The 15,149-nt window shown below is 67.0% G+C and carries 20 protein-coding genes; 8 read left to right on the top strand and 12 right to left on the bottom strand.

Features of this window, described 5'->3' with window-relative positions; all coding sequences use genetic code 11:
• Positions 1-50: 50 nt before the first annotated feature.
• Positions 51-935, bottom strand: coding sequence for a LysR family transcriptional regulator (locus ACXJKJ_RS00100; protein WP_056201009.1), 885 nt, complete (start codon positions 933-935; stop codon positions 51-53).
• A gap of 78 nt (positions 936-1,013) precedes the next feature.
• Between ACXJKJ_RS00100 and ACXJKJ_RS00095 the strand changes: the two genes are divergently transcribed.
• The 6 genes from ACXJKJ_RS00095 to ACXJKJ_RS00070 all read left to right on the top strand — a co-directional run bounded on the left by ACXJKJ_RS00095 (position 1,014) and on the right by ACXJKJ_RS00070 (position 4,859).
• Positions 1,014-1,424 carry a DoxX family protein gene (locus ACXJKJ_RS00095; protein ID WP_056201006.1) on the top strand — a complete coding sequence of 137 codons (411 nt, stop codon included), beginning with the start codon at positions 1,014-1,016 and terminating at the stop codon, positions 1,422-1,424.
• Positions 1,421-2,134, top strand: coding sequence for a glutathione S-transferase family protein (locus ACXJKJ_RS00090; protein ID WP_457388387.1), 714 nt, complete (start codon positions 1,421-1,423; stop codon positions 2,132-2,134). The genes ACXJKJ_RS00095 and ACXJKJ_RS00090 overlap by 4 nt, the downstream gene beginning before the upstream one ends.
• 170 nt (positions 2,135-2,304) lie before the next feature.
• Positions 2,305-2,514 carry a hypothetical protein gene (locus ACXJKJ_RS00085; RefSeq protein WP_082532848.1) on the top strand — a complete coding sequence of 70 codons (210 nt, stop codon included), beginning with the start codon at positions 2,305-2,307 and terminating at the stop codon, positions 2,512-2,514.
• Positions 2,515-2,622: 108 nt separating this feature from the next.
• Positions 2,623-2,973 carry an RNA recognition motif domain-containing protein gene (locus tag ACXJKJ_RS00080; protein ID WP_056201001.1) on the top strand — a complete coding sequence of 117 codons (351 nt, stop codon included), beginning with the start codon at positions 2,623-2,625 and terminating at the stop codon, positions 2,971-2,973.
• A 99-nt stretch (positions 2,974-3,072) separates the two neighbouring features.
• Entirely contained in the window at positions 3,073-4,236 is a 1,164-nt protein-coding gene (locus tag ACXJKJ_RS00075; RefSeq protein WP_457388385.1) for a serine hydrolase domain-containing protein, read from the top strand.
• Positions 4,237-4,466: 230 nt separating this feature from the next.
• Entirely contained in the window at positions 4,467-4,859 is a 393-nt protein-coding gene (locus tag ACXJKJ_RS00070; RefSeq protein ID WP_457321712.1) for a hypothetical protein, read from the top strand.
• A gap of 35 nt (positions 4,860-4,894) precedes the next feature.
• Here ACXJKJ_RS00070 and ACXJKJ_RS00065 read toward each other — a convergent pair whose 3' ends face one another.
• The 4 genes from ACXJKJ_RS00065 to ACXJKJ_RS00050 all read right to left on the bottom strand — a co-directional run bounded on the left by ACXJKJ_RS00065 (position 4,895) and on the right by ACXJKJ_RS00050 (position 6,946).
• Complete coding sequence (locus ACXJKJ_RS00065) at positions 4,895-5,449, bottom strand: hypothetical protein (protein ID WP_457388383.1); 555 nt, start codon at positions 5,447-5,449, stop codon at positions 4,895-4,897.
• A gap of 29 nt (positions 5,450-5,478) precedes the next feature.
• On the bottom strand, positions 5,479-5,727 hold the full coding sequence (locus tag ACXJKJ_RS00060; protein WP_082532847.1) for a hypothetical protein: 249 nt from the start codon (positions 5,725-5,727) through the stop codon (positions 5,479-5,481).
• 223 nt (positions 5,728-5,950) lie between these two features.
• Positions 5,951-6,325, bottom strand: a complete 375-nt coding sequence (locus ACXJKJ_RS00055; RefSeq protein WP_200955313.1) for a GFA family protein — start codon at positions 6,323-6,325, stop codon at positions 5,951-5,953.
• 63 nt (positions 6,326-6,388) lie between these two features.
• Positions 6,389-6,946 carry a carboxymuconolactone decarboxylase family protein gene (locus tag ACXJKJ_RS00050; RefSeq protein ID WP_457388381.1) on the bottom strand — a complete coding sequence of 186 codons (558 nt, stop codon included), beginning with the start codon at positions 6,944-6,946 and terminating at the stop codon, positions 6,389-6,391.
• Positions 6,947-7,009: 63 nt separating this feature from the next.
• On the opposite strand from ACXJKJ_RS00050, the gene ACXJKJ_RS00045 reads away from it, so the two are divergent.
• On the top strand, positions 7,010-7,363 hold the full coding sequence (locus ACXJKJ_RS00045; RefSeq protein WP_457388379.1) for a winged helix-turn-helix transcriptional regulator: 354 nt from the start codon (positions 7,010-7,012) through the stop codon (positions 7,361-7,363).
• On the opposite strand, the gene ACXJKJ_RS00040 is transcribed toward ACXJKJ_RS00045, so the two are convergent.
• From ACXJKJ_RS00040 to ACXJKJ_RS00030, 3 genes are all read right to left on the bottom strand, one after another.
• Complete coding sequence (locus ACXJKJ_RS00040; protein WP_457388377.1) at positions 7,360-8,496, bottom strand: response regulator; 1,137 nt, start codon at positions 8,494-8,496, stop codon at positions 7,360-7,362. The genes ACXJKJ_RS00045 and ACXJKJ_RS00040 overlap by 4 nt on opposite strands.
• A gap of 122 nt (positions 8,497-8,618) precedes the next feature.
• Entirely contained in the window at positions 8,619-8,765 is a 147-nt protein-coding gene (locus ACXJKJ_RS00035; RefSeq protein WP_157281872.1) for a hypothetical protein, read from the bottom strand.
• 78 nt (positions 8,766-8,843) lie between these two features.
• Entirely contained in the window at positions 8,844-9,746 is a 903-nt protein-coding gene (locus tag ACXJKJ_RS00030) for a helix-turn-helix domain-containing protein (protein WP_457388375.1), read from the bottom strand.
• A gap of 102 nt (positions 9,747-9,848) precedes the next feature.
• Here ACXJKJ_RS00030 and ACXJKJ_RS00025 point away from each other — a divergent pair, with 102 nt between their 5' ends.
• Positions 9,849-10,760 (top strand): DMT family transporter, encoded by a 912-nt coding sequence (locus ACXJKJ_RS00025; protein ID WP_457324819.1) that lies wholly within the window; start codon positions 9,849-9,851, stop codon positions 10,758-10,760.
• Here ACXJKJ_RS00025 and ACXJKJ_RS00020 read toward each other — a convergent pair.
• From ACXJKJ_RS00020 to ACXJKJ_RS00005, 4 genes are read right to left on the bottom strand one after another with little or no spacing between them, the layout of a single operon-like run.
• Complete coding sequence (locus ACXJKJ_RS00020; RefSeq protein ID WP_457324818.1) at positions 10,693-11,676, bottom strand: branched-chain amino acid ABC transporter permease; 984 nt, start codon at positions 11,674-11,676, stop codon at positions 10,693-10,695. The genes ACXJKJ_RS00025 and ACXJKJ_RS00020 overlap by 68 nt on opposite strands.
• Entirely contained in the window at positions 11,673-12,560 is an 888-nt protein-coding gene (locus tag ACXJKJ_RS00015) for a branched-chain amino acid ABC transporter permease (protein WP_457388373.1), read from the bottom strand. Before ACXJKJ_RS00015 ends, ACXJKJ_RS00020 begins: the two co-directional genes overlap by 4 nt.
• A 15-nt stretch (positions 12,561-12,575) precedes the next feature.
• Positions 12,576-13,772 (bottom strand): ABC transporter substrate-binding protein, encoded by a 1,197-nt coding sequence (locus ACXJKJ_RS00010; protein ID WP_457388371.1) that lies wholly within the window; start codon positions 13,770-13,772, stop codon positions 12,576-12,578.
• Between the two features lie 26 nt (positions 13,773-13,798).
• Positions 13,799-14,512, bottom strand: coding sequence for an ABC transporter ATP-binding protein (locus ACXJKJ_RS00005; RefSeq protein WP_056200976.1), 714 nt, complete (start codon positions 14,510-14,512; stop codon positions 13,799-13,801).
• Positions 14,513-15,149: the final 637 nt, after the last annotated feature.

Raw genomic sequence — 15,149 nt, 5'->3', positions numbered from 1 at the left:
GTCAAGATTCCCATCATGGCAAGGTCAAGCGCTTTCTGCTTTGACGCGGCTCAATCCAGCACCAGCGCCTCGGCCAGGTGGCTCCAGACCGTCTGCACACGCTGCAGATGGCGGGTCTCGGGGTGGGTCAGCAGCCAGAGATCGGTCTCGGCCTCGTCCAGCGGCTCGGTCAGCCGGCGCAGCTCGCGCTTCGGCTCGGCCAGGAAGAGGGGCAGCACGCCCACGCCCAGGCCCTGCGCCACCAGCTCAGCCACGCTCTGCACGCTGCCGGTGCGAAACGCCGGCTGCAGCGCCGGGAAGTGCTTCTGGCGCCAGCGCACCGAGGGGTGCTCGGGCAGGCCGTCGTCGGGTGCGACCCAGGCCGCGTCGCCGGCCTCGACCTGGTCCCAGTGCTTGATGGGGCTTGAGCGTGCCGCATAGAGGGCGACGCGGATGGGGCCGATACGGCGGCCGATCAGGTGGGGCGGCGGTTTGCTGGTGGCGCGCAGTGCGATGTCGGCATCACGCCGCGTCAGGCTCGCCAGCTCGTTGCCGGTGTGCAGCTCGAACTGCAGCCGGGGCTGCGCCTGGTGCAGGGCCGCCAATGCCGGCGCGAGCAGGCCGTGCAGCAGCGTGTCGGTCGTCGTCAGGCGCACGGTACCGGCGGCCTGGCCGGGCTGGGCCTGGGCGGCGGCGCGGGCCGCTTCCAGCGCGGCTTCCACCTGCTCCGCCTGGGCGGCCAGGGTGCGTGCCAGCTCGCCGGCCTTGTAGCCGCGCCGGCCGCGCTCGAACAGCGCCTGGCCCAGGCCGCGCTCCAGGCGCTGCAGCATCCGGAACACGGTCGACGCGTTGACGCCCAGCCGCTCGCCGGCCGCGGCCAGCGTGCCCGCGCGGTGCAGGGCCAGCACCAGGGCGAGGTCGGTGGGGGCGAGTTCGTATTGCATAGCTGCAATCAGAGTTGGCTTGGTTGCGTATTTTCATGCGCCAGATGCCTACCTACATTGGTTGCATCTCAACAATCCCTGGAGATCTCCATGGCACCCTCGACCTCACTCGGCCTGCTGTTGCTGCGCCTGTCCCTCGGCTTCATGTACCTCGCCCATGCGGGGCTGAAGCTATTTGTCTTCACCTTGCCGGGCACGGCGCAGTTCTTCGTCGGCCAGGGTCTGCCGGGCGCGCTGGCCTACGTGGTGTTCGCGGCGGAGGCCATCGGCGGCGCGCTGCTGCTGCTCGGCGTCTACCCGCGCCAGCTCGCGCTGGCCCTCACACCCATCCTGCTGGGCGCGGCCTGGGTGCATGCGTCCAATGGCTGGGTCTTCAATGCCGCAGGCGGCGGCTGGGAGTACCCGGTCTTCCTGGCCGCGATGTCTGTCGTGCTGTGGCTGGCCGGCGATGGCGCTGCCGCCCTCAAGCGTAGCCAGCGGTTCACCTGGCGTGCGGCATGACTGCGCTGACATTGATCAGCCACGCGCTTTGCCCTTATGTGCAACGCGCCGCCATCGTGCTCAAGGAGAAGAGCGTGGCCTTCGAACGCCTGGACGTGGACCTCGCCAACAAGCCGGACTGGTTCCTGCACCTGTCGCCGCTGGGCAAAACGCCGGTGCTGTGCGTTGGCCGCGAGGCGCTTTTCGAGTCTGCCGTCATCTGCGAATACCTGGACGAGACGCGGCCGCCGCGCCTGCATCCGCAGGACCCGCTGGCGCGGGCCCGCGAGCGGGCCTGGATGGAGTTTGGCTCCGCCGTGCTGAGCGGCATCGCCGTGCTCTACAGCGCGGCGGACGATGCGTCGCTGGAACGGGCCTATGCCGCTCTGCGTCTGCGCTTCGAGCAGGTGGAGGCGGTTCTTGGCGACGGCCCCTGGTTCGCCGGCCGGCGCTTCGGCCTGGTCGACGCGGTCTTCGGCCCGGTGTTCCGCTACTTCGAGGTCATCCCGCCCGAGGGCCTGTTCGACGGCCTGCCGCGGGTGCAGGCTTGGCGCGAGGCCCTGGCAGGGCGGCCCTCGGTGCGCGAGGCCGTCGCGCCTGGCTATGCGCAGAGGCTGCGCGACTTCCTGCTCGAACGCGGCTGCGCGCTGGCACGGCGCCTATGCACGGACGCGCCCAATTCAATACCAAAAGAAATAACGATTCGTCCAAATATTCAAAAAAAGATATAATCCTGGGCTGCCGTGGTAATGCCTTCCTGACGGCTTGTCCACGGCCACAAAAGGCCGCGGTTCGCGACCTTCGACACTTCTTGGCCGGCAACCGAGCCAAAAAGCACTCCCGCCGGGCGACTCAAGCCGGGCAACCCTGACTGAACAAGATTTCGAACAACGCCATCTCCATGGGCAAGTACGTCGTTTCGCCCGCGACACACCCGACCGACTGTGGCCGCTTTCGCGCCTCGTTCTCGGTTCACCGGGCCCAAGGCAACGACAGTTGCCGTCGTGTGTTCCGCTTCGACACGACCTTTGCCTCACGCGAAGCTGCCCGGCTGTTCGCCGTCACCCAGGGCTGGCTGCAGGCGTGCATGCCAACCCACCCCGGATGCTGACGATCTGGCTCCGCCAGTTCCCGCCGACATCCCACTCGCTGCGGACCCCCGATTCGCAGATCCGCATCCGCATCCTCGCGATGCGTCAATCCTCAGAAAGGCTCGTCCATGAGCAACAAAATTTACGTGGGTAACCTGCCCTATTCCGTGACCGATTCCAGCCTGAAAAGCAACTTTGCCGAGTTCGGCAGCGTGTCCTCGGCCAAGGTCATGATGGACCGGGAAACCGGCAGTTCCAAGGGCTTCGGGTTTGTGGAAATGGCTTCTGCCGACGTCGCCCAGGCCGCCATTGCCGCCCTGAACGGCATGTCCGTCGATGGCCGCGCCATCGTCGTGAGCCTGGCTCGCCCCCGCGAAGCGAACAAGGATTCGAGCGGTTACAGCGCAGCCGGGTACACCGCAGCCAAGCGTCCCGATGTCGGCTACGGCACGGGCGGCTTCGGCGGTGGTCGCTACTGAACCCAGCGGCGCCCTGTGAATGACCGGCTCTTCTGAGCCGGTTTTTTTTCGCCTCGCGCGAGACGGCCGAACGGTGCAAGCTCTGGCCACAATGGCCTGATGAGCCGCCGCCGATTTGTCCTTCTCGCTAGCTTCGTCTGGACGTTTGCCGCCGCCGAGCCGGCCTACTTTCCGCCCCGTGGCGACTGGCAGCGCGCCGAGCCGGCCAAGATGGGCGTCGACGCCGCCAGGCTGGCCGAAGCCGTCGCCTATGCCCAAGCGCATGAGAACCCCGCGCCGCGCGACCAGGCCCTCTACCTCGCCCAGAGCTTCGGCAAGAACGAACCCTATTTCGCGGGCCAGATCGGTCCCACGCGCGAGCGCGCCGCAGCCAACGGCCTGGTCATCTACCGCGGCAAGCTGGTGGCCGAGTGGGGCGACACGCGGCGTGTCGACATGTCGCACAGCATCACCAAGACCTTTTTGTCGACGGTCGTGGGCCTGGCCTGGCAGCAGGGTTTGATCAAGAGCACCGACGAGCGCGTGGCCGACGCCATGCCGCCCGGTGTCGACCTGTTCGCCACGCCGCATAACGCACCCATCACCTGGGAGCACCTGCTGCGCCAGACCAGCGATTGGCAGGGCACGCTGTGGGGCAAGCCCGACTGGGCCGATCGCCCCGTGGGCAAGACGCCCGAGGACTGGCCGAACCGCCCGCTGTATGAGCCGGGCACGCACTACAAGTACAACGATGTGCGCGTGAACGTGCTGGCCCTGGCCGCCCTGCAGGTCTGGCGCCGGCCGCTGCCCGAGGTGCTGCGCGAGCAGGTCATGGACCCCATCGGCGCCTCCAGCCGCTGGCGCTGGCACGGCTATGACAACAGCTGGGTGGAACTGGACGGCCAACGCATGCAGTCGGTCTCGGGCGGCGGCCACTGGGGCGGCGGCATGTTCATCGACGCCTGGGACATGGCGCGCTTCGGCTATCTCCACTTGCGCCAGGGTGAGTGGGCCGGTCGCCAGCTCATTTCGCGCGACTGGATCGCCAAGGCCCGCCAGCCCGGGCCGGACAACGCCGAGTACGGCTACTGCAACTGGTTCCTCAACACCGGCCGCAAGGCCCTGCCGGTGGCACCCGAGAGCAGCGTGACCTTCCGCGGCAATGGCCAGAACATCATCTACATCGACTGGGAGAACGACATCGTCGTCGTCGTGCGCTGGATCGACAACGGGCCGGCCCTGAACGAGTTCATTGGCCGGCTGCTGGCGGCGGTGAAGCGCTGAAAGGCGCTGGAGAAGGGTTCAGATCTTCAGCTGGAAAAACGCCGCCTGCAGCCCGGTCACGCCACCCACGCGCTGGTCGTTGATGAAGATCTGCGGCACCTGGCGCACAGACGGGCCGCACTTTTCGAAGAAGGCCATGCGCTGCTCGTCGTCGTCGATCTTGAGCTGTATGGCCGAGGTCTAAAGGGCGTCGTTAGCATCAGGCTCTTGCGTCCCGAAGGAGAAGTTCCATGACCCAGCGCCGATCCGATGTCGTCCGTCTCGCCGCCGCCGCACTGCTGGCGCCCTGGACGCTGCGCGCTGTTGCTGCTGATGAGCCGCGCCGCAAGCCCGACCTGGGCGACGCCGCCGAAGGCACGTACGAGGGCGACGTGATCTCGGACTCCAAGGGCTCGTCCAGGAGTGGCGTGACCGTGACGGTGACGCGCATTGGCAAGAACCTCGTGAGGGTCACGTCCAGCTATCCGCGGCTGCCGGTGGTCGAGGTGTTGCTGACGCTGGCCATGGGCAAGATCCTGCAGGCGCGCGGCGATAGCGTGTTCCTGCTCGACCGCACGCAGTCACCCGCGAAGCTGGACGTCAGCTTTCTCAACGAGGTGAGCTGGTCGGGGCTGCGGCGCTGACATGAGCAGCTGCGCTCGACGGGTCCGCCAGGGTCCTATCTCACACCGCTCTGAGCACTGCGGATGGTTTCGTACACGCTCTTCGCATTGAGGATGAGGTCAAAACTCGGACCAAGGTTCTGTTCCGCCCCAGGCCAACCACGCATGCCGCCGAACATGGCCGCCATGGGATGCTGAGCACCAAACGTGATGGTGCCCTCGCCTGACCTGGCCTCAGACAAGGACAAATCAGTGAGCGTACGGAGGCTGAGCGATTTCACTTTCCGCGCGAACACGCCCGAGACGATGATGACCCTCTCTGAAGTAACGGCGTAGTAGGTATTTGCGCGCTGGCGCGCCTCGACAAAGAACCTGCCGACCACGAAGTACACGCCGACGAGGACGAACGGAATACCCCACAGCACAAAGAATGCTGGCGTGTTTGGCGCCCTGAGTGCAGAGGCTTCCCAGAAGACCGCGAACCCGCACCACAGCAAGCTAAAGGGGATGGTGAAGGCATCCGACCCGCGGACGACCACGCCTTGCCGGGGCTGCCCCCACCAGAGGGGCTTTTCACTGGGCGAGAGCTCCCGCTGAACTTCTTCGTTCATGGAGTCCATGGCAGGTGAGGATCGGTCATTCATCTGTCGCCCCAACGCCAGCGTGGTGGCTCGCCTTTGAGCCAGCACACGGCGACAAGCCCCAGGCAGACCGCGACGGTATACGCGATGAATAACAGATGCCCTAGCTGCCCACGGAAGATCGCGCCCAGAGAGAGCAGCGCCGCAAAGGCGGACAAGACCACCCAGCCTTGCCAGGTGTTCGGGACACCCCAGCCCCAGCCATAGCGCTTGGCTGGGAACCAGTAGTCATCTGCTCTATTCGGCATGGTCGATGCTGGCCCACGTGCCGGTGTGCCATCTGTGACGGAGATGCCAATCTAGGGCTTCCGGTATTAGGTTCTCATAAGGGTTCGAAGCTGGGGCGACAAGAATGCGTCAAGGACGGAATCCGCCTGGGCCATTCACACTCGGCCTTTTCGCCAGCTTGCCAGGAAGCCGTCCCACACCGATACCCGGTAGTGGCCGCGAGGCGCCCCTTCGCATCARCCATCAATCCACGAACGTCCAGCTGTCCGCCCCATCAAACCGCCGCACCTGCACATCCTGCAGCAGCCGTGGCTCGAAGTTGTTCAGGTTCACGCCGTGTCGGGCGCCGGCCTCGGGGAGCAGGGGCTCCCAATGCGTCGAGCAACCGCAATGGGCGCAGCGAATATTGCGCAGCGTCTTGTCACCCCAGACGTACTCGGCCGTGTGTTCGGGATGCCCTTCGACCTTCACCGTGCCGAGCTCGTAGTAGGCCCACAGGCCGCCAAGGCGGCGGCAGATCGAGCAGTTGCACTTCGTCGCCTTCTCGGGCGCAAAGGGCAAGGTAAGGCGAACGGCGCCGCAGTGGCAGGCGCCTTGGAGCAGAGGGTCAGGTGTCATAGGCTTGTCCATGGCACCTGACGATAGCTGCGTTCGGCGGCGTGGGCGAGACCCCAGCGATAGCTATCGATAGCTGTCCGGAGCCGGCCTTGCCAGGGCCGCCAGCATCGCCACGCCGGTGTAGTGGCCAACCAGCTGCGTGATCTCGATCAGCGCGGCCTCGTCGAAATGGCGGCGCAGCCTGGCCCAGGTCGCGTCGTCGACGTCCAGGTGCTGGACGAGACCATCGACCAGCTGGAACACGGCCGCCAGCTCGGGCGTCCACAGCGCTGCATCGGGCTTGGCCTCGCGTAGGTCGGCGATCTGCGCATCGCTCAGGCCCATGCGGCGCGAGATCGTCTGCTCGTGCAGGTTGAACTCGTAGTCGCAGCGTGCCGTGGCACAGGTGCGCAGGATGACGGCCTCGCGCAGCATGGGTGCCAGGCGCTTGCGGTCGGCCAGGCCGGTGGGGCCGAGGAAGCCGGTGTCCACCATCTCCTTGAACAGCTCGCCGTGGCGCGCCACGGTCAAAAAGATCTGCGGCGGCGGCATGCCAGCCGGCAGCAGGCGGTTCATGCGCTCGGCGAGATCGAGCGGCAGCGGCAGGGTTTGCGGGGCAATGCGAGGTGTGTGAGTGTTCATGCTTCGAATTTAGAAGCGTTGCGGTAGGCGAACTCTAGCCGAGCTTGCTTCTAAAATCAAAGCATGACGACAAAACGCCTCGCAAAGCTGGCCATGGCGGACGCGCCCGCCTCGGGCAAGGATGCGATCAACGCCGCGCTGGAACTCTTCCACCGCCGCTGGACGCTGCGCATCCTGTGGGAGCTGCGCGCCGAGGACGCCAGCCTGAACTTCAGAGCGCTGCAGGCCGCCTGTGGTGACTTGTCGGCCTCGGTGCTGAACCAGCGCCTGGCGGAGTTGCGCGAGGCCCTGCTCGTCGAGCATGACGCAGGCAGTGGCTATCGGTTGGCGCCCCACGGGCGCTCACTGCTGTTGGCGATCGAGCCGCTGCTGCAATGGGCGCCGCGCTGGGCGCGGGAGGTGCAAAAGGCCTCTTAGGCCGGCACCCGGACGGCGAGGCGGGCTCGCTCGATGGCGGCGATCAGCGCCTCTTCCGAATAGGGCTTGCCCAGCAGCTGGGTCACACCGGCGGCGGCGGCCTCGGCCTGCTTGTCGTCGGAGGACGTGATCATGACGACGGGCAGGTCGGCCGTCACAGCGGCGGCGCGCACCTGGCGGGTCAGCTCGAAGCCGTCGATGCCGGGCATCTCGACGTCGGTGATCAAGAGGTGCGGCAGCTCGGCGGCCATCAACTCCAGTGCCTGCTCGCCGCTCTCGGCCAGCGCGACGCGATAGGTCTGACCCGTCAGCAGGCGGCTGATCTTGACGCGCACGATCTTGGAATCGTCGGCGACGAGGACGAGGGTTTCGTCGGCCCGCAGTTCGCGGGTGGCCAGGGCCGCCGCGGCAGCAGCAGCAGCTTCAGCGGCTTCCCGCGCGGCCTGTTCCTCCGCCCGGCGCCGGGCGGCAGCCACGCGCTCGGCCTCGGCCTGCTCGGCGGCCAGCCTGAGGGCCTCGGCTTCTCGGGCGGCGCGTTCGTCCTCCAGGCGTTGCAGCTCGGCAGCCTCGCGGGCGGCCTGTTCGCGGGCTTGGCGTTCGGCTTCGGCCTCTTGTTGGGCTTTCAGGTCGGCCAGGCGGCGTGCTTCGGCTTCGCGAGCGGCGGCTTCCTGGGCGAGGCGCTCAGCCTCGGCGCGTTCCTGCGCCAGCCGTTCGGCCTCTGCGGCTTCGGCGGCCTCGCGGGCGGCCTGCTCGTCGGCTTCGCGCCGTTGTGTCTCGGCACGTTGTTCTGCCAGGCGCTGGGCCTGGGCCTCGAAGCGGAGGGCTTCTTCGTGCTCGACGCGTGCCCGCTCGGCCTCCAGCTGTTCTTCCTCGGCACGCTGCTGGCCCAGGCGCTGGGACACGGCGGCCTCGACCTCGCGCAGGGCCTGATCGTCGGCCTGCTGGCGGGCGGATTCGGCGGGTATGCGCGGGGCGCGAGTCGCATATTCGGCCCGCGCCTGCATGAGGCGCTCGGCTTCGCGGCGCCGGGCGTCGGCACGGGACTTTTGTTGCCGGCGTCGGCCGAGCCACAGCAGGAACAGCACGACGGCGACCGCCACGGCGGCCAGGGGCCAGGTCAACAGCTCGTTCATCTTCGGGGGACGTGCGCTACTTCAAAGTCGCACATCATCGGGCCAGTGAGTGTCCGCTTCGCGAACAGGCCTTTCGAGGAAGGCCCAGGTGGCGCCGTTTGTCACGCCTTGGCGGCTGGAATTCAGCGCTGGGGCGGCGGCAACAGGCCGGCAGTGTGGGTCGCGCTGCCGGGCGCGTCGTCCTCGCCGGGCACGAAAAGCGTCAGGACGCACGCCAGCACCGACACCACGAGCGTGGCGGTGAACTTGAAGCGGGCTGACGTGGCCATAGCCTGGATGGTGAGCCATGTCGCCGCCGGACGCTCCCCCTAACTCGCCAGTGAATGCTGACGGCGTACTGGCAGCAGTCAGCGCGGGCCCATGGTGCGCCGGTACTGGCCCGGCGTCGCGCCCAAGCCAGCCTTGACGTGGCGGCTCAGATGGCTGGCGCCGGCATAGCCGCAGGCGGCGGCGACATCGGCCAGGGGCAGGGCGGTGTCGCGCAGCAACGTGCGGGCGCGGTCCAGGCGGCGGGCGGCGACCCAGTCGTGCACGCTGCAGCCCATGGAGACGCGGAACATGCGGGCGAAATGGAATTCGGACAGGTGGACCTGGGCGGCCAGCCGGGGCAGGCTCAACTCGGCGCTGTCGAGGTGGGCATCAACGAAGTCCAGCACCCGACGCCGCGCCGCCCCGGACAAGCCACCCGGCGAGCGTTCGGCTCGCTCACGCAGCCGCGGCCGGGCGGCCTGCAGCACGAGGTGATCCAGCGCGGCCTGGCTCAGCGCATCGATGCGCAGGCGCTCGGCGGGGTCCTGCCAGTCGTACCTGGCAACGCCCTGGGCCCAGGCGGCAAGTGTGGCGTCCTCGCCAAAGATGCGCTGCTCCAGCGTGATGGCGCGGGGCTCGGCGTCCAGCAGGCGGACGATGCGGTCGGCCCAGGCGTCGTCCGACAGGTAGAGGTGGACGAAGCGCAGCGGCCCGGCCACGTTCCAGCGCGACTCGTGCTCGGCCGGCAGGATGCAGTGGCAGCCGGGCGAGCCGGTCTCGCGGGGTGTCTCGATGAGGTGGGTGTCGTGTCCGCCCTGCAGATAGACCGACAGGGTGTGGTGGCCGGGCCGCTGGTAGTCCATGCGCCCGCCGTCGTTGCACCACTGCACCAGGCGCAGGTCGTCGGCGAGCGTCAGCTCACGTTCCCGGCGCGCGCTGGAGCGGCCCAGCACGTCGAAGACGGGCTGGTGGGCCGTGGCGCCGGCGGTCAGGTCGAGCATGCAGCGATGCTAGGTGCTAAGCCCTTCCCCATGCCGGCCTGAGGCCGACGATGCGCAGGAATATGCAATCGCACGGCCGCCCGCGGCGCCACGATGGCGGGCATGAATGCCTTCCTCTACCTGCTCGTCGTGCTGATCTGGGGTACGACCTGGATCGCCCTGAAGTGGCAACTGGGCCCCGTGCCGATTGCGCTGTCCATCGCCTACCGCTTCGGCCTCGCGGCCCTGGTGCTGTTCGCCTGGCTGGCCTGGCGGCGCCAGCTCGTCGTGCCGCGTGGGCGGGCGCTCACTTGGGTGCTCGCCCAGGGACTGTGTCTGTTCTGCCTGAACTTCGTCTGTTTCCTGAACGCCAGCCAGACGCTGGCCAGCGGCCTGGTGGCGGTCGTGTTTTCCAGCGCGGCGCTGTGGAACGCGCTGCTGGCGCGTCTTGTTCATGGCCGCGCCATCGTGCCCCAGGTCCTGGCGGGTGGCTCGCTCGGCCTGACGGGGCTGGTGCTGCTGTTCTGGCCCGAGATCCGTGGTGGCCACGCCAGCCTGGCCGGCCTGGCCTGGGCGCTGGGTGGCACGCTGTGCTTCTCGACCGGCAACCTGCTGTCGGCCGCGCTGCAGCAGCAGGGCCTGAAACCGGTGCAGACCAACGCCTGGGGCATGGCGGTGGGCACGGCGATCCTGACGGGCTATGCGCTGTTGGCCGGAGTGCCTTTCGCGTTCGACGCGAGCACCCGCTACCTCGGCGCGCTGCTGTACCTGGCTATCCCGGGTTCGGTCATCGGCTTCACGGCCTACCTGACGCTGGTGGGCCGCCTCGGTCCCGAGCGGGCCGCCTACAGCACGGTGCTGTTCCCGGTCGTCGCGCTGAACGTGTCGGCCTGGGTGGAGGGCTACGAGTGGACGGCGCCGGCGCTCGCCGGGCTGGTGCTGGTGATGGCGGGCAATGTGCTGGTGTTCAGGAAGCGGGTTGTTTCGGCTTGCGCTCCAGCAGCGCCATCGCCTCGCCCACCAGTCCGCGCCTGAAGGCCAGCACGCAGACGATGAAGATCAGCCCGGTGACGAGGCTGACGGATTCGCCCAGGCTGTTGAACCAGGCCACGCCGGTCAGCTCGCCCAGCCAATTGCCGAAGTCGCCGATCTTGTTCTCCAGCGCGATGATGACCAGCGCCCCCACCATGGGGCCGACCAGCGTGCCCATGCCGCCCACCAGCGTCATCAGGATGACGAGGCCTGAGGTGGTCCAGATCGCGTCGGTCAGCGTGGCGAAGCCCAGCACCAGCGTCTTGGTGGAACCGGCCAGGCCAGCCAGCGCGGCCGATAGCACGAAGGCCAGCAGCTTGAAGTGGCCGGTGTCGTAGCCCAGCGACGTGGCGCGGGCCTCGTTCTCGCGGATGGACGTCAGCACCTGGCCGAACGGCGAGTGGACGATGCGGTAGATCAGCCAGAAGGCGGCGATGAAGATGGCCAGAACGACGTAGAACAGCACCAGGTCGTTTTCCAGGTGCAGGCCCAGGAAGCTGCCGCGCGGCACCGACTGCAGGCCGTCTTCCCCGCCGGTGAAGGGGGTCTGCAGGAAGAAGAAGTACAGCATCTGCGCCAGGGCCAGCGTGATCATCGAGAAATAGATGCCCGAGCGGCGGATGGCCAGCAGACCGAACAGCAGGCCCACACCGGCCGCGCCCGCCATGCCGACGAGGATGCCCACCGGCGTCGGCAGGCCCCAGACCTTGAGCGCATGGCCGGTCACATAGGCCGCGGTGCCCAGGAAGGCCGCATGGCCAAAGGACAGCAGGCCCGTGAAGCCGACGAGCAGGTTGAAGGCGCAGGCGAACAGCGCGTAGCAGAGCACCTTCATCACGAAGACGGGGTAGACGCCGAACGCTGGCAGCAGTGCGATAGCGACGAAGAGCGCGGCGTAGCCGAGGACTTTCTTGTTCATTTTTCTTTGCCGAACAGGCCGGCCGGGCGAACGAGCAGCACGATGGCCATGACGACGAACACCACCGTGTTGGACGCCTCGGGATAGAAGACCTTGGTCAGCCCTTCAACGATGCCCAACCCAAGCCCGGTCAGGATGGAGCCGAGGATGGAGCCCATGCCGCCGATCACCACCACCGCGAACACCACGATGATGAGGTTGGTGCCCATCAGCGCCGACACCTGCAGGATGGGCGCAGCCAGCACGCCCGCGAATGCCGCGAGGGCCACGCCACCGGCATAGGTCAGCGTGACCATCAGCGGCACATTGATGCCGAACGCCTGCACGAGCTTGGGGTTCTCGGTGCCGGCGCGCAGCTTGGCGCCCAGCGACGTCTTCTCGATCAGCGCCCACACCGCGAAGCACACGATCAGCGACGCGACGACGACCCAGGCCCGGTAGTTGGGCAGGATCATGAAGCCCAGGTTGGTGGCGCCCTGCAGCGCGTCGGGCACCTGATAAGGCTGGCCCGACACACCGTAGACGCTGCGGAACACGCCCTCGATGACGAGGGTGATGCCGAAGGTCAGCAGCAGGCCGTAGAGGTGGTCCAGCTTGTAGAGCCACTGCAGCATCGTGCGCTCGATGACGATGCCGATGAGGCCGACCGCGAGCGGCGCGAGACCGAGCATGAGCCAGTAGTTCAGCCCCAGGTATTCCAGCCCCATCCAGGCGAAGAAAGCTCCCATCATGTACAGCGCCCCGTGTGCGAAGTTGATGATGTTGAGCATGCCGAAGATGACCGCCAGTCCCAGGGACAGCATCGCGTAGAACGAGCCGTTGACCAGGCCGAGCAGCAGCTGGCCCAAGAGGGCCGGCAGCGGAATACCAAACAGTTCTGTCATCGCGCCCTCAGAGGATCACTTCTTCACCAGCGGGCACTTGCTGTCCGCGAGCTTGGTGAAAGCCTCGTCGCCCGGGATGCGCGTCACGACCTTGTAGTAGTCCCAGGGCTCGGTCGATTCCTTCACCGACTTGACCTGCATCAGGAACATGTCGTGGATGCCGCGGCCGTCTTCCTTGCGGATGGTGCCCTTGGTGTAGAAGTCGTTGATCGGCGTGTCCTTCATCTTGGCCATGACCTTGTCGGCGTCGTCGGTCTTGGTGGCGTCGACGGCCTTCAGGTAGTGGGTCACGGCCGAGTAGTCCGCGGCCTGCAGCGACGAGGGCATGCGCTTCATCTTGTCGAAGAAGCGGCGGCTCCAGGCGCGGGCCTCGGGGCTCTGATTCCAGTACCAGGAGTCGGTCAGGTACATGCCCTCGGTCGTCTTCAGGCCCAGCGAGTGCACGTCGTTGATGAACATCAGCAGGCCGGCGAGCTTCATGCCCTTGGTGATGCCGAACTCGTTGGCGGCCTTGATCGTGTTGATGGTGTCGCCACCCGCGTTGGCCAGGCCGAGGATCTGCGCGCCGGAGCCCTGTGCCTGCAGCAGGAAGCTGGAGAAGTCGTTGGCGTTCAGCGGGTGCTTGACGCTGCCCTTGACCGTGCCGCCGCTCTTCTGCACGACGGCGGCCGTGTCGGCCTGCAGGGCCGCGCCGAAGGCGTAGTCGGCGGTCAGGAAGAACCAGGTCTTGCCGCCGGCCTTGGTCACTGCGGCGCCCGTGCCGTTGGCCAGCGCCACGGTGTCATAGGCGTAGTGGATGGTGTAGGGCGTGCAGTTGGCGTTCGTCAGCGCCGAGCTGCCGGCGCCGATGGAGATGAAAGGCTTCTTCTTCTCAGCCGCGACGGTGGCCATGGCCAGGTTGGTGCCGGAGTTGGTGCCGCCGATCAGCAGGTCCAGCCCTTGCGTGTCCATCCACTCGCGCGCCTTGGCGGAGGCGACGTCGGCCTTGTTCTGGTGGTCGGCAAAGATCAGCTCGACCTTCTTGCCCGCGGCCACACCCTTGAGGTCGGCGATGGCCATCTTGATCGCCTCGACACCGCCGGCACCGTCGATGTCGGCATAGACGCTGGACATGTCGGTCAGGAAACCGATCTTGATGACGTCGCCCGAGATCTGGGCCTGGGCGGCAAGGCCGCAGGTGGCGAGCGCGGCGGCAATGAGGGTCTTTTTCATGGTTGTCTCCGGTGGGTTGTTTGGATTCAAACGCTGAGCAGCTCGTCCATCTGGGCCTGGTGGGCCGGCAGGTCGGCTGCGGGGAAGGACAGCACGACTTCGCCGTGCTCGATGACTAGAAAATGGTCGGCCAGGGGCGCGGCGAAGCGGAAGTTCTGCTCCACCATGACGATGGTGAAGCCCTGGCTCTTCAGCGTGCGGATCATGCGGGCCAGGGCCTGGACGATGACGGGGGCCAGGCCTTCCGAGATCTCGTCCAACAAGAGGATGTCGGCGCCCGTGCGCAGGATGCGGGCGACGGCCAGCATCTGCTGCTCGCCGCCGGACAGGCGCGTGCCGGGGCTGTTCTTGCGCTCGGCGAGGTTGGGGAACATCGCGTAGATCTCGGTCTCGCTCATGACCTTGCCGCGCTTGGTTTTCAGCGGCGGCGGCAGGCGCAGGTTCTCTTCGGTCGACAGGCTGGCGAAGATGCCGCGCTCCTCGGGGCAGTAGCCGATGCCGAGGTTGGCGATGCGGTGCGTGGACAGGCCGATGGTCTCTTCGCCGTGGATCTTGATGGAGCCTTTTCTTGCTCCCGTCAAACCCATGATGGCGCGCAGCGTGGTGGTGCGGCCGGCGCCGTTGCGGCCGAGCAGGGTGATGACCTGGCCGGGTTGGACTGACAGGTTGATGCCGTGGAGGATGTGGCTTTCGCCGTACCAGGCGTGGAGGTTTTGGATTTCGAGTGCTGGGGTGGCCATGGCTTTGTCAGCTTGCTCGTTGCTTCGGGTTGCTTTGGCGGAGAGCGTGGTTGCTCGCTGCATTGCCGGGAGTCCCGCCCGGCAGCGGGGTAACTTTCTTCTGCGGGGCCAGAAGAAAGTCACCAAAGAAGAGGCCCTGAACCGCACATGACCGCGGCGCCGCGAATAGCGGCGCGCGAAAACGCTGACCTGCATCTCGGGAAGACGCGAACCGCTGCGCTCTCGCTGCTGTCCTTGTGAAGAGCACCATCCATTGCCCCTTCACGCCGCTTAACGTCGGCTGCACGCCGAACTCATCAGGGAATGCAGCGTCGCTCGGGCGACGCCACCGAGGTTGCGCGGCGGTCGCGTCGCCCGAGCGACGCTGTATTTGATTTTCTGGTGAGCCCGGCGTGCAGCCGCGCGTTAAGCGGGCAGGTGGTGCGATGGATGGTGCGGCCGATAAGGACAGCAGCGAGAGCGCAGCGGCTCGCGTCTGCCCACTCACCGGCCGGCTGTTGCACGGCGCAGCTCGTGCATGTGGTGCTGGTGTGCGGTTCAGGGCCTCTTCTTTGGTGACTTTCTTCTGGCCCCGCAGAAGAAAGTTACCCGGCCGCCGGGACGGACTCCCGGCAATGCARCGAGCAACCACGCTCTC

The organism is Roseateles sp. P5_E1 (genome assembly GCF_054049335.1).
Note: the sequence above shows the minus strand (reverse complement) of the source record. Positions and strands in the feature narration are given on the sequence as shown.